The sequence below is a fragment of the Streptomyces montanisoli genome, from assembly GCF_017813245.1.
Classification (GTDB): Bacteria; Actinomycetota; Actinomycetes; order Streptomycetales; family Streptomycetaceae; genus Streptomyces; species Streptomyces montanisoli.
This window is the reverse complement of record NZ_JAGIQL010000160.1, coordinates 1-13,391: the sequence shown is the minus strand read 5'-3', so window position 1 is coordinate 13,391 and position 13,391 is coordinate 1. Positions and strand designations below refer to the sequence as shown.

Here is a 13,391-nt window from a genome sequence, read left to right as displayed (position 1 = left end):
CAGCGCGCGACGCGCGGGGTCGCGCAGCCGCTCGACGCGCAGCACGTCGTGCGCCTTGAGCAGCCCCGCCGCCAGCGGCGTACGGCCCCCGGTGGGCAGCGACTCGAGCCGGGCGGCGGCCGCGTCGACGGACGAGGTGGGCGGCAGCGCGAGCGACGCGTCGCGGCCGCGGAAGGTGATGAGGCCGACCTTGTCGCGTCGCTGGTACGCGTCGAGCAGCAGCGACAGCACGGCGCCCTTCACGGCGCCCATCCGCCGGCGGGCCGCCATCGAGCCCGACGCGTCCACCAGGAACAGCACGAGGTTGCCCTCGCGGCCCTCGCGCGTCGCCTGCCGCAGGTCGTCGGCGCGCACCACGAGGCCGGGTCCCGAGCGGCCGCGTGCCCGCTGGTGGGGGGCGGCCGCCCGCACGGTCGCCGCGAGATGCAGCTTGGTCAGCGCCCCGCGGGGACGCCGCGACCCGGTGGTCCTGCCGTGTTCCGTGCGCGCACGCGACCTGCGTCCCGCCGCGCCCTCGCCGAGCCCGGGAACGGTGAGGACCTTCGCGCGAAACGGCTCCCCGGCACTGGCCGCGGGACGCTCAGGCGCCTGCGGGGAGCCCTGCGCCGGTACGCCGCCCTCGGACGGCCCGGAGCCGGACGACCCGGACGCGCCCGCGCCGTCGGACGCAGGGCCGTCGGGCGCCGGGCCACCACGGTCCTCGGGGCCGCGGCCGCCCGGCCCGCCGGGGCCGGGGTCCGGATCGTCGTCGGGGCCCTCGCCGCCGTCCCCGCCGTCCTGGCCGTCTTCGCCGTCCGGCTCTGCCGCGGAGTCCGCCAGGGCCTCGTCGAGCTTGTCCTCGTCGAGCCCGGGCGCGTCAAAGGGGTTGCGGCGCCTGCGATGCGGGAGGGCGAGCAGCGCGGCCTGCCGCACGTCGTCCGCGGTCACGCTGGTGCGTCCCGCCCACGCGGCGAGCGCCGTCGCGGTGCGTGCCATGACGATGTCGGCACGCATGCCGTCGACCTCGAAGGCCGCGCAGGTGGCCGCGATCCGGTGCAGGACACCGTCGTCGAGCGTGACCTCGGGCAGCAGCGCGCGGGCCGCGGCGATGCGGTCCCGCAGGGCGCCCTCCCGGTCCTCCCAGTGCGCGGCGAACGCCTCGGGGTCGTCGTCGTACGCCAGGCGGCGCCGCACCACCTCGACGCGGCTGCCGGGCTCGCGCGAGGCGGCGACCTCCACCGTCAGGCCGAACCGGTCGAGCAACTGCGGGCGCAGCTCGCCCTCCTCCGGGTTCATGGTGCCGACGAGCAGGAACCGTGACGCGTGCCGCACCGACACGCCCTCGCGCTCGACGTACGAGGCGCCCATCGCGGCCGCGTCGAGCAGCAGGTCGACCAGGTGGTCGTGGAGGAGGTTGACCTCGTCGACGTAGAGCACACCGCGGTGCGCCTCGGCGAGCAGCCCCGGCTCGAACGCCTTCACGCCCTCCGCGAGCGCCCGCTCGATGTCGAGCGCGCCGACGAGCCGGTCCTCGGAGGCGCCGACCGGCAGCTCCACCATGCGCGAGGGCCGGTGCACGGTGGGCTCGTTGCCGTGCGGCCCGTCGGGACACAGCGGGTCGGGCGCGGCGGGGTCGCAGGAGAACCTGCACCCGGCGACGACGCCGACCTGCGGCAGCAGCGCGGAAAGGGCCCGCACGGCGGTCGACTTGGCGGTCCCCTTCTCACCGCGCACCAGCACCCCGCCGACGGCGGGGCTGACGGCGTTCAGCAGCAGGGCGAGCCTGAGGTCGTCCATGCCGACCACGGCGGTGAAGGGATACGGGGTGGTCATGAATCTCCTTGACGACGCGAGCCGTTCGGAACGTGGACGTGAACGCGGGGGCGGGGCGGGGCGAACGAGCGCGCGTGCGCGACCCGCGGCGGTGCTCACGGTGCTCCCGGGGGGATGAACGGGAGTCCGGGTGGTGGGCCCGTCTCGATCAGCCGCAGCAGCGCCGCCGTGTCCGCGTGTTCCTCCACCAGGTCGGCGAGCCGGTCCAGTTGGGCCTCACGCACCGCGCCGAACTCGGTGTCCGGCACCGCCACGAAGCGGCGGCCGCTCTCGCGCGCCACCTCTGTCAGGTACGCGCGCCGGAACGCGTCGTTCTCCAGCACCCCGTGCCAGTGCGTGCCACGGACCGCGCCCACCGCGCAGCCGTCCGGGTCCTGACCGGCGGTGCCGGCGTACGTGACGAACGGCTCGCCGCCCTCGACCGAAGCCACCCCGTGGTGGATCTCGTACCCCTCGACGCGCTCGCCCAGTGCCGTCCCCACCGGCCGTGCCAGCGTCTTCTCCGCCGCGAAGCGCACGCGGACGGGCAGCAGGCCGAGGCCGGGCACGGTTCCCGCCCGCGACTCGACGTCGTCCTCGATCCGCTCGCCCAGCACCTGGTAGCCGCCGCAGATGCCGAGGACCGGCAGCCCCAGCGCCGCCCGCCGTGCCAGCTCGGACGCGAAGCCGCGCTCGCGCAGCCACGCCAGCGCCCGCACCGTCCCCCTGGTGCCGGGCACCACCAGGAGGTCCGCGTCGGCGGCGTCGTCCGCGCGTTCCACGAACCGCACCCGCACGCCCGGTTCGGCCGACAGCGCGTCCACGTCAGTGAAGTTCGACATCAGCGGCACCGCGCACACCGCGACGCGCAGCACCTCCTCGCCCACCGGGGGCAGCACGGGCCGCGCGGCGCGTGCCCCGAGGCCGCCGTCCTCCTCGTCGATGCCGAGGCCCTCCCGCCACGGCAGCACCCCGTACGCCGGACGCCCCGTCAGGCCGCGCAGCATGTCGAGACCGGGCGTCAGCAGGGACACGTCGCCCCTGAACTTGTTCACCAGATACCCGGCGACCAGCTCCTGGTCCTCCCGGGAAAGCAGCGCCGTCGTGCCGAAGAACGACGCGAAGACCCCGCCGCGGTCGATGTCGCCGACCACCACCACCGGCAGCCGGGCGGCCCGCGCGACCCCCATGTTGACGATGTCCGTGCGGCGCAGGTTGATCTCGGCCGGGCTGCCCGCCCCCTCGCAGATCACCGCGTCGTACCGGGAGCGCAGCTCGTCCAGGCAGTCGAGGACCGTGCCGAGCAGCGTCTCCTGGCGGCCGCCGTGGTAGCCGCGCGCGCTCAGCTCGCCCACCGGCCTGCCCATCAGCACCACCTGGCTGCTGCTGTCGCCACCCGGCTTCAGCAGCACGGGGTTCATCAGCGCGCTCGGCTCGATCCCGGCCGCGCTCGCCTGCATGGCCTGCGCCCGGCCGATCTCCGCGCCCTCGCGCGTCACGAACGAGTTCAGCGACATGTTCTGGCCCTTGAACGGCGCCACCTTCATGCCCTGACGCACCAGCCAGCGCAGAATGCCCGCGGTGACCACGCTCTTGCCCGCGTCCGACGTCGTCCCCGCCACCAGCAGGCCACCGCCCCGCGCCCGACCGCCGCTCACCGCCGTGCCTCCCCGCCCCGCGGTCCGCCCGCGGATCCCCGTATGGCCCCCCTCGCGAACCGGCCCGCCACACACGCGGCGAACGCGAGCCACGTCACCCGCCGCGACAGCCGCACCGCGCGCGCGATGTCCGCGACCTCCACCTCGGGCAGGCCGCCGCCGAGCACCGGCCGGTGCTCGACCCGCCCGCCGTACGCCAGCGTCCCGCCGAGCCGCACGCCGAGCGCCCCGGCGAACGACGCCTCCACGGGGCCCGCGTTGGGGCTCGGGTGGCGGTGCGCGTCGGCGCGCACGACGTCCAGCGCCCTGCGCGGCGCGCCGCCGGCGAGGACGGCGAGCGCGGCCGTCAGCCGTGCGCCGGGCCACCCGGCCACGTCGTCGAGGCGTGCGGAGGCCCAGCCGAACCGCAGGTGGCGCGGCGAGCGGTGGCCCACCATCGCGTCCAGCGTGTTCACGGCGCGGAACCCGGCGAGCCCTGGCACGCCCGCCACCGCGCCCCACACCAGGGCGCCGACCACGGCGTCCGACGTGTTCTCCGCGACCGACTCGACGACAGCGCGGGCCAGTTGCCGCGCGTCCAGGCCGTCCGGGTCGCGTCCGCACAGGTGCGGCAGGCGCGCCCGGGCCGCCTCGATGTCGCCCGCCGCCAGCGACGCCCCGATGAGCGAGGCCTCGCGCGCCAGGGACCTGCCGCCCACCACGGCCCACACGGAGGCGGCGGTGAGCACGAGGGACGCGCCGTCGCGGCCCCGCACCGCGCGGGCCGCGAGCGCCGCGCAGCCGACGGCCCCGCCGGCGCAGACCGCGGTGTACAGGGCGCCACGCGCCCGGTCGTCCCGCCACAGGCGCCGTTCCAGGGCGCCGGCGGCACGCCCGAAGGCGGCGACCGGGTGGCCGCGGCGGGGATCGCCGAACACGGCGTCCGCGAGAAGGCCGAGCCCGGCGGCGGCGCCGGACACGGAGATCGCCTTGACGGCCGCACCGCGGGCAGGCATGGGGCAGTGTCCTCACTCAGGGTCCGCGCCCCGGCTCGACGTGAACACGGCTGCGAGAGTTCCTGGCTCCCGGGGCGCCTGGTGGGCGCGCACCGGTGACAGTGGCGGGACCGCGCCGGATTCGCACCGGCTTCCTCTGCTGCTGCCGCGGTAATGGCCCCGGCAGTCCACCACGCACCACAACGCCCGTCAACTCCCCTTTGACCTGCGGTGGGGGAGTGTGCGAAGGGACACACGGGGCCCGGGGCGTGGACCGGGCGACGGTCGGGCGCCGGTCAGGCGACGATCAGGTAGATCCCGTAGCCGACGGCCGCCGCGCACAGGGCGAAGCAGGCGTACGACGCCGAACTGACGAGCGCCGAGCCCTGCTTGGCGAGGCCGACGGTGCCGAGGGCGAACAGGCCGACGAGGCCGACGGTGGCCAGGAGACTGACGCCGAAGACGGCGCCGACGGAGGCCCAGTCGATGTTCATGCGTGGGTGTCCTTGTTCGTGCCGCGACGTGCTCCGCGGCTGTGGCTGGTGTGCTCGCAGTGACTGCCGTGACTGCCGTGACTGCCGTGACTGCCGTGGCGGCCGTGGATGCTGGGATCACGGTGACCGCGGTGACCGCCGTGACGCCTGCCGGCGCCGGCGCCCGCCGCCGTCACGCCGCGGCCGAACGCTGCGCGGTGGCGGCCGCCGGGGGCGGCCCCGGGATGGTTGCGGCGAGGTCGCCCGCCTGCTCCTGGCCGGTGAGTGCGGCGGGCCGCGTGGCGGGGGCCGCGACGCTCTGCGCGGTGACCGGCTCGCGGCGCGCCGCCAGCCAGATCGCACCGGACGCCGCCACCAGCACGACGCCGACCGCCACGACGCCCCACGTGCCGCGGCCGGCGACGAACTCGGCGCCCGCCGAGACGAGGGCGGCGGCCGGCAGCGTCAGGCACCACGCGACGGCCATGCGCGTCGCGGTCGACCAGCGCACGGAGCCGCCCTTGCGGCCGAGGCCCGCGCCCATCACCGCGCCCGAGCAGACCTGCGTCGTGGAGAGCGAGAACCCGAGGTGGGAGGAGGCGAGGATGGAGATCGCCGCGCTCGTCTGCGCCGCGAACCCCTGCTGCGGACGCAGGTCGGTGAGGCCCGTGCCCATCGTCTTGATGATGCGCCACCCGCCGATGTACGTGCCGAGCGCGATCGCGAGGCCCGAGCAGACGATGACCCACACGGGAGGGTTCGAACCGGGCGCGACCACGCCTCCGGTGACCAGCGCCAGCGTGATCACCCCCATCGTCTTCTGGGCGTCGTTGGTGCCGTGCGCGAGGGAGACAAGCGCCGCGGACGCGATCTGCCCCGCGCGGTAGCCCTTCGCGGTGGCCTCGTCGTCGGCGTGCTTGCCGAGGCGGAAGGTGATGCGGGCGGCGATCAGCGCCGCGAGCCCCGCCACCAGCGGCGCGGCGACCGCGGGCAGCAGGACCTTCGTCACGAGGGTCCCGCCGTTGACGGCCGAGACCCCGGCGGACATGACGGCGGCGCCGATCAGGCCGCCGAACAGGGCGTGGGACGAGCTGGACGGCAGCCCGAGCAGCCAGGTGGCCAGATTCCAGAGGATCGCGCCGACCAGGGCGGCGAAGATGACCTGCGTATCGATGCCGTGCTCGTCGATGATCCCGCCGGAGATCGTCTTGGCGACCTCCACGGACAGGAAGGCACCGACGAGATTCAGTGCGGCGGACATCGCCACCGCGATCTTCGGGTTGAGCGCACCGGTCGAGATGGTCGTCGCCATCGCGTTGGCGGTGTCGTGGAAGCCGTTCGTGAAATCGAACACGAGGGCTGTCGCGATCACGACCGCGAGCAGCAGCGTCACATGCTCCATGGACCCAGGCAATCGTTCGACGTGGTGTGGGCAAGATGAACGTACGGAGTGAGGGTGAACGCAAGGTGAACTGGGCCGGTATTCGCGGTGCCGCTCCGCGCGCCGTGCACGCGCCCTCCCGCGGGAACCCTCCCCTGGCCCGGCGCGACTGGCACGATCTCCCCATGACAGAGATGGCAGACCGGCTCAGGGACGCGCTGGCCGAGCCGTGGCGCGACCTCGTCGCGACCGCGCGCAGGACAGCGGCCGAAGGACTCGTCGTGGGCACGTCGGGCAACGTGTCCGTCCGCGTGGACGACCTCGTGCTCGTCACGCCGAGCGGCGTCCCCTACGACCGCCTCACCCCGGACGACGCACTCGCCGTGCGACTCGACGGCCGGCGCGTGCTCGGCACCCTCGCGCCCACCAGCGAACTTCCCATGCACCTCGCGGTCTACCGCACGAGCGCCGCGCGTGCCGTCGTCCACACGCACGCCGTGCACGCCACCGCCGTCTCCACCCTCGTGCCCGAGCTGCCGCTCGTGCACTACATGACCGCCGCGCTCGGCGGACCCGTACGCGTCGCCCCCTACGAGACGTACGGCACCGACGCGCTCGCCGAGCGGATGGTCGAGGCGCTCGAAGGGCGCAGCGGCTGCCTCCTGCGCAACCACGGCGCCGTCACCCACGGCACCACCCTCGACCAGGCGTACGACCGGATGGCGCAACTGGAGTGGATGTGCAGGGTGTGGCTCACCGCGGCCTCCGTACCCGGCCACACGCCCTCGCTGCTGTCCGAGGACGAGATCGCCGCGGTCGGCCGGAAGCTGGCCGGGTACGGGCAGCGCCCCGCCGACGAGCAGCCGGGCGGCTGAACGAGCCCGCCGCCCGGACGCCCCCGCGGGCCCCCGGCCGGCCCGTCGCGGCAGACGCCCACTGGCGCGCGCGGCCCGGGCTGCGGACACTTGTCAGGTGCGCCCCGCTACAGCGACGGCAGCTGCCGTCACCACAGTGATCGGAGTCGGCGCGGCCGCGGCACTGGCCGCCGGCCGCTACGCGAGCGACGCGGCCCTCAAGGCGCATCCACGAAAACCCCTGCCGACGGACGCCAAGCTCACCGTCCACGCGGCGGGGGAGGACCGCGTCACCCTGACCCGCGGCCTCGCGTCGCTGCGGCCCGGCACCTACGGGCTCCAGGGGCCGGGCGTGCACGCGGCCGTCGGGCCCGTGCTCGAAGGAGCCGACCGCAGCGCCGACACCGTCGTGCGCCGCCTCGAACGCGTCAGCCAGGGCAGGCTCACGCCCGGCACGCGCGTGCGGCTCACCCCCGAGGTGTACGCGGGCGACCCGGGCAGCGCCCTCGGCCTCGACCACCGCGAGGTGCGCGTCCCCGGCGAACTGGGCGACGCGCCCGCCTGGTTCGTGCCCGGCGCCCGCGACACGTGGGCCATCTGCGTGCACGGCCTCGGCACCACGAGGAACCAGGCGATGAACGTCATGCCGTTCCTCACGCAGTGGCGCTTCCCCGTCCTCGCGCTCTCCTACCGCGGCGACGCGGACGCGCCCCGCCCCCGCGAGGGCCTCGGCCACCTCGGCGAGAGCGAGTGGCGCGACCTCGACGAGGCCATCGGCTTCGCGCTGCGCTCGGGTGCGCAGCGCGTCATCCTCCACGGCTGGTCGACCGGCGCGACCATGGCCCTTCGCTGCGTGGCGGACTCCTCGCGCAAACACAGGATCAGCGGGCTCATCCTCGACTCGCCCGTGCTGGACTGGCAGGCCACCCTCAGGGCGCTCGCCTCGGCCCACCGCACGCCCGCGCCCGTCCTGCCCCTCGCCGTACGCGCGGCCCAGGGCAGGACCGGGCTCGACGGCGAGCGCACGCCCGGCACGCTCTTCCCCCGCGACCTGCAGGTGCCCACCCTCCTCGTCCACGGTCCTGGCGACAGGATCGCGCCATGGGACGCGTCCCGGGCCGCCGCACGGGCGCGGCCGGACTTCGTCAGCCTGCACACCGTTCCGGACGCGCCGCACGCGGCCATGTGGAACGCCGGACCCGACGCGTACGAGGAGGCACTGCGCCGATTCATCACCCCCCTGATGTGAGCCGCCGCGAGCCGTGCGGGGCCTCGCGCGCCCGCACGAGGCGGAGCACAACGGACAAAGCCGTGCGAGACGCCCCGGCACATTCGGCCACCGGCCCGGACGACACGTTCCGTTTGGGCTTTCCGGCGGTCAGCGGGGAGACTGCCATCCGTGACGTCCCGAAAGCCTGATGAGCAATTGGCGCGCAACTCCAGACTCCGACTCGTACCGTCGCAGCCACTGGCCTCCGCACGACGGGCCGTGACGACCGGACGCAACCGCCAGGCACCGCGGCCCCCCGAGGGCACGCCGCCCCAGGCCGAGCTGGCCCGCCAGGCGAGGGCCGTACTCGCGGAGGCCGTGCGAATGGCCCGCTGGGCGGCCGCGGACGGCGACCCGGGAGCCGGGCCACTCGGGCCGCGCGCACTCGAACGCGCCGTCGCCGTGCTGGAGCTGACGCCCACGCAGGCGAGCACCGCGTGGGACCGCGCCAAACTCTCCGGGCTCGTCGAACTCCACGACGGAGTCGTGCGCCCCGGCTGGCGGCTGCACGCCTGGGACAGCGACGACAGCGCCGTCCTGCGCGGCTGGGTCGCGCTCTTCGACGCCTGGTCGCTCATCCACCCGGCACCGCGCGGCGTCGCGACCGGCACCGTCTCCGAGGTCATCGAGTCCGTACCCCAGGTGCTCTCCCTCCTCCAGCTCTCGGCCGGCCCCGTTACCGAGCCCGCCCTGCTGGACCTGCTGCGCCAGCGCGTCGCCGAACTCCACGAGGAGCGCTGCGAGGTCACCTACGATCCCGCCGCGCCCGGCGACCCCGACGCCGTGGCCGTCACCCCGCCCGCGGACACCCCGCGCACCGCCGTGCCCGCCGCATCCCTCGCCCCGCTGCTGCGCTGGGCCCTGGAGGGGCTCGCGGCGGTCGGCGCGCTCACCCTCGGCCGCGAGCAGGCGACGCTCACCCCGCTCGGCAACTGGGCCGTCTGGGTCAAGCTCGAGCAGATCTGCGTCGCCGCCCAGAGCCCCGCGGGCAACATCGAGCAGTCCGCGCAGGACATGCTGCACGGCTGCGCCCGGCTGACCCCCGGGCCCGCGCGCGCCGAGTACCGCGCCTGGCTCGCCGCCCGCACCGTCTCCAGCGCGGTCGCCGAACTCCTCGCCGTCGCCCGGGGCGAGGACGCCCTGCTGCGCGGTCTCGCCTTCGAGGCGCTGCGCGTGGTCGGAGCGCCCGCCGAGCCCGTCGTGCGCTCCGCCGTCGACCACCCGCAGCTGCGGCCCTACGCCCTGATCTGGCTCGCCGAGTACGAGGGCGCGGACCCCGAGGACGCGCACGACGTGCTCACGCGCGAGGAGTCCACCTGGCTGTGGATCGACACCGCGGCCGCCGTCGCCGACCACGGTGACGGCGAACTCCTCGTGCGCCACCTCGACTCGGCCGTGCAGGGCAACGTGCCCGCCCTCATCGAGGAGGTGCGCGCCGTCGGCCACCCCAGGACGGTGCAGGTGCTCGTCGCGCTGGCCGCGGCCCACCCCGACCCCGCCCTCGCCAAGGCCGTACGGCGCGCCGCCTTCCAGGTGCACACCGGCGGGGCCTGACGGACCCGGCGACCCCCTTGTGTCCACCCGGCTGTGACCCGGCTCTCTCCGCCGGCCTCCGGCCGGCAGGCGCCCCCGGCACCCGGCGCTGACAACCGCCGCGTACGCGGCCTCCCACCAGGGCGGACGCCCCGGCCGCCGCCCCCGGTAGGCCGCTGCCGCCGGGGCGGCGGCGGCTTGCGCGGGCCCACCGCGCCGACCGGTAGAATGGCCGTATGGCATTTCTCCTTGTGCATTAGCGGCGTCGAAGTCCCTCCGCCTGCCCTTCCGCCGTCCTTCCCGCCCTGGAGTCTTACCGTGATCACCGCAACCGGTGTAGAGCTGCGCGCCGGAGCCCGCATCCTCGTCGAGTCCGCCACCTTCCGCATCGCCAAGGGCGACCGCATCGGCCTCGTCGGCCGCAACGGCGCCGGCAAGACCACCCTCACGAAGTGCCTGGCCGGCGAGGGCCAGCCCGCCTCCGGCTCCATCACCAGCAGCGGCGAGGTCGGCTACCTGCCGCAGGACCCGCGCACCGGCGACCTCGACGTGCTCGCCCGCGACCGCGTCCTGTCCGCGCGCGGCCTCGACACCGTCCTGAAGAAGATGCGCGAGAACGAGCAGCGGATGGCGAACGGCCAGGGCGCCACTCGCGAGAAGGCGATGAAGAAGTACGAGCGCCTGGAGACGGAGTTCCTGACCAAGGGCGGGTACGCCGCCGAGGCCGAGGCCGCCACCATCGCCGCCGCGCTCGGCCTGCCCGACCGGGTGCTCGGCCAGCCGCTGCACACCCTGTCCGGCGGCCAGCGCCGCCGCGTCGAGCTCGCCCGCATCCTCTTCTCCGACGCGGACACCCTGCTGCTCGACGAGCCGACGAACCACCTCGACGCCGACTCGATCGTGTGGCTGCGCGATTACCTCAAGACGTACCGCGGCGGCTTCGTCGTGATCTCCCACGACGTCGAACTGGTCGAGACGGTCGTCAACAAGGTCTTCTACCTGGACGCCAACCGCTCCAGGATCGACATCTACAACATGGGCTGGAAGCTGTACCAGCAGCAGCGCGAGGCCGACGAGAAGCGCCGCCACCGCGAGCGCGCCAACGCGGAGAAGAAGGCCGCCGCGCTCAACGCGCAGGCCGACAAGATGCGGGCCAAGGCCACCAAGACGGTCGCCGCGCAGAACATGGCACGCCGCGCCGAGCGCCTGCTCTCCGGCCTCGAGGACGTGCGCCAGGCGGACAAGGTCGCCAAGCTGCGCTTCCCCGACCCCGCGCCCTGCGGCAAGACGCCCCTGACGGCGGAGGCGCTGTCCAAGTCGTACGGCTCGCTGGAGATCTTCACCGACGTCGACCTCGCCGTCGACAAGGGCTCCCGCGTCGTCATCCTCGGCCTCAACGGCGCGGGCAAGACCACGCTGCTTCGGCTGCTCGCCGGCGTAGAGAAGCCCGACACCGGCGCCGTCACCCCGGGCCACGGCCTCAAGCTCGGCTACTACGCGCAGGAGCACGAGACCCTCGACCCGAACCGCACGGTCCTGGAGAACATGCGGTCCTCCGCGCCCGACCTCGACCTCGTCGACGTACGCAAGACGCTGGGATCCTTCCTGTTCTCGGGCGACGACGTCGACAAGCCGGCCGGGGTGCTCTCCGGCGGAGAGAAGACGCGCCTGGCGCTCGCGACGCTCGTCGTGTCGTCCGCCAACGTGCTGCTGCTCGACGAGCCCACCAACAACCTCGACCCGGCCAGCCGCGAGGAGATCCTCGGGGCGCTGCGCACGTACAAGGGCGCCGTCATCCTCGTCACCCACGACGAGGGCGCCGTCGACGCGCTGGAGCCCGAGCGGATCATCATGCTGCCCGACGGCATCGAGGACTTGTGGGGAGCCGACTACAAGGACCTGGTGGCGCTCGCCTGACGGCGGCGGCCCCGCCACGGGGAGCCACGGGATGGATCATCCGGCTCAGCGGTGATCCATCATCTGGGTGAGGCCGTCTACTACCCCGGCGTGCCTACGTGCCTGGGACACGTATCCCGCCCGACATCCGGGACACCTCCGCTCCACCCGTCGCTGACCAGGCATTTCGGGTCGGGTTATGGCGAACGCCGACCTCGATCAACTCTGGAACGGCCAATTCCGCTCGTGCTGGAATGTTGAAGTACGACAAAGTCCGTGGGGTGGACCTTGCCGAATGGGTGGCCAGGATCGCCGCTAGGGGTGATCATGAGAAGTCCAGAGCGCACTTCGCATGAGGAGGCACGGGTGGCCGAGACTCTGAAGAAGGGCAGCCGGGTGACCGGCGCCGCGCGCGACAAGCTCGCGGCAGACCTCAAGAAGAAATACGACTCCGGTGCGAGCATCCGGGCGCTGGCCGAGGAGACCGGCCGCTCCTACGGGTTCGTCCACCGGATGCTGAGCGAGTCCGGAGTGACCCTGCGGGGCCGCGGCGGAGCCACGCGCGGCAAGAAGGCCGCTACGGCCTGACCACCCCGGTCCGGCCGGTGACCCCTGGGCGGTCGCATGATCGCCCCGGTGGTTACTGTGCAGTCACTTAGCAGTGCTCGACCACTTGGCGGTGCTCGACGCTGTGGCGACTGCCCGGACCGGAGGCCCGCATGACCGCATCGGAATCGCTCGATCCCGTACCCGTAATCGACAAGGACGGCGTACGGCTCACCGTCGAGGAAGCCGTCGCCACGGTGACGCTGACCCTTCCGGCGAAGCGCAACGCACAGTCTCCCGCCCTGTGGCGGGCGTTGGCGGAGGCCGGGGCGTCACTGCCGGGCAGCGTCCGGGTGGTCGTGGTGCGCGGTGAGGGCATCTCCTTCTCCGCGGGACTCGACCGCCAGGCGTTCACCTCCGAAGGGTTCGAGGGCGAGCCCTCCTTTCCCGACCTGGCGCGCCTCGGCGACGCCGATCTGGACGCCACGATCGCCGGCTACCAGTCGGCGTTCACCTGGCTGCGCCAGAACGACGTCCTGTCGGTCGCCGCGGTCCAGGGCCACGCGATCGGTGCGGGCTTCCAGCTCGCCCTCGCCTGCGATCTGCGGGTCGCAGCCGACGACGCGCAGTTCGCCATGCGCGAGACCAGCCTGGGCATCGTCCCCGACCTCGCGGGCACGCACCCCCTGGTCAACCTCGTGGGCTACGCGCGCGCGCTCGAGATCTGCGTGACGGGCCGCTTCGTCCACGCCGACGAGGCCGAACGCATCGGTCTCGCCAACCTCACGGTGCCACGCGCGGAACTGGACGAGGCGGTGTCCGACCTGACGTCCGCGCTGCTGGCCGCACCGCGTGAGGCGGTCATCGAGACGAAGGCGCTGCTGAGGGGCGCGTCGACGCGCACGTACGCGGACCAGCGCGCCGCGGAACGGGCGGCCCAGGCGAGGCGCCTGCGCGACCTGGCGGGCCTCGGCGACTGACGCCATCGGCGCGGCGGCACGCGCGCGCCGCGCGC

At 74.4% G+C, this 13,391-nt stretch carries 11 protein-coding genes and 1 riboswitch; of the genes, 6 read left to right on the top strand and 5 right to left on the bottom strand.

What is annotated here, in order from left to right:
* From JFN87_RS27250 to JFN87_RS27230, 5 genes are all read right to left on the bottom strand, one after another.
* Positions 1-1,812, bottom strand: a 1,812-nt coding sequence (locus JFN87_RS27250) for a putative cobaltochelatase (protein ID WP_209344134.1), incomplete at its 3' end; no start/stop codon positions are given.
* Between the two features lie 95 nt (positions 1,813-1,907).
* Positions 1,908-3,449 carry a cobyric acid synthase gene (locus tag JFN87_RS27245; RefSeq protein ID WP_209344133.1) on the bottom strand — a complete coding sequence of 514 codons (1,542 nt, stop codon included), beginning with the start codon at positions 3,447-3,449 and terminating at the stop codon, positions 1,908-1,910.
* Positions 3,446-4,444, bottom strand: a complete 999-nt coding sequence (locus JFN87_RS27240; protein ID WP_209344130.1) for a cobalamin biosynthesis protein — start codon at positions 4,442-4,444, stop codon at positions 3,446-3,448. The genes JFN87_RS27245 and JFN87_RS27240 overlap by 4 nt, the downstream gene beginning before the upstream one ends.
* Before the next feature lie 56 nt (positions 4,445-4,500).
* Positions 4,501-4,581, bottom strand: a riboswitch (cobalamin riboswitch).
* Between the two features lie 138 nt (positions 4,582-4,719).
* Positions 4,720-4,917 (bottom strand): hypothetical protein, encoded by a 198-nt coding sequence (locus JFN87_RS27235; RefSeq protein ID WP_030908967.1) that lies wholly within the window; start codon positions 4,915-4,917, stop codon positions 4,720-4,722.
* A gap of 172 nt (positions 4,918-5,089) precedes the next feature.
* On the bottom strand, positions 5,090-6,298 hold the full coding sequence (locus tag JFN87_RS27230) for an inorganic phosphate transporter (RefSeq protein ID WP_209344128.1): 1,209 nt from the start codon (positions 6,296-6,298) through the stop codon (positions 5,090-5,092).
* Positions 6,299-6,462: 164 nt separating this feature from the next.
* On the opposite strand from JFN87_RS27230, the gene JFN87_RS27225 reads away from it, so the two are divergent.
* The 6 genes from JFN87_RS27225 to JFN87_RS27200 all read left to right on the top strand — a co-directional run bounded on the left by JFN87_RS27225 (position 6,463) and on the right by JFN87_RS27200 (position 13,356).
* Complete coding sequence (locus tag JFN87_RS27225; RefSeq protein WP_209344126.1) at positions 6,463-7,152, top strand: class II aldolase/adducin family protein; 690 nt, start codon at positions 6,463-6,465, stop codon at positions 7,150-7,152.
* A gap of 97 nt (positions 7,153-7,249) precedes the next feature.
* A complete protein-coding gene (locus JFN87_RS27220) occupies positions 7,250-8,380 on the top strand; it encodes an alpha/beta hydrolase (protein WP_209344125.1) in 1,131 nt (376 codons plus the stop codon).
* A gap of 240 nt (positions 8,381-8,620) precedes the next feature.
* On the top strand, positions 8,621-9,955 hold the full coding sequence (locus tag JFN87_RS27215; RefSeq protein ID WP_209344123.1) for a hypothetical protein: 1,335 nt from the start codon (positions 8,621-8,623) through the stop codon (positions 9,953-9,955).
* A gap of 297 nt (positions 9,956-10,252) precedes the next feature.
* The gene (locus JFN87_RS27210) at positions 10,253-11,851 is read left to right on the top strand and encodes an ABC-F family ATP-binding cassette domain-containing protein (protein WP_209344121.1); all 1,599 of its coding nucleotides are present in this window, start codon (positions 10,253-10,255) and stop codon (positions 11,849-11,851) included.
* Between the two features lie 345 nt (positions 11,852-12,196).
* Entirely contained in the window at positions 12,197-12,418 is a 222-nt protein-coding gene (locus JFN87_RS27205; protein WP_018518904.1) for a helix-turn-helix domain-containing protein, read from the top strand.
* 131 nt (positions 12,419-12,549) lie between these two features.
* Positions 12,550-13,356 (top strand): enoyl-CoA hydratase/isomerase family protein, encoded by an 807-nt coding sequence (locus JFN87_RS27200; protein ID WP_209344119.1) that lies wholly within the window; start codon positions 12,550-12,552, stop codon positions 13,354-13,356.
* Positions 13,357-13,391 lie beyond the last annotated feature (35 nt).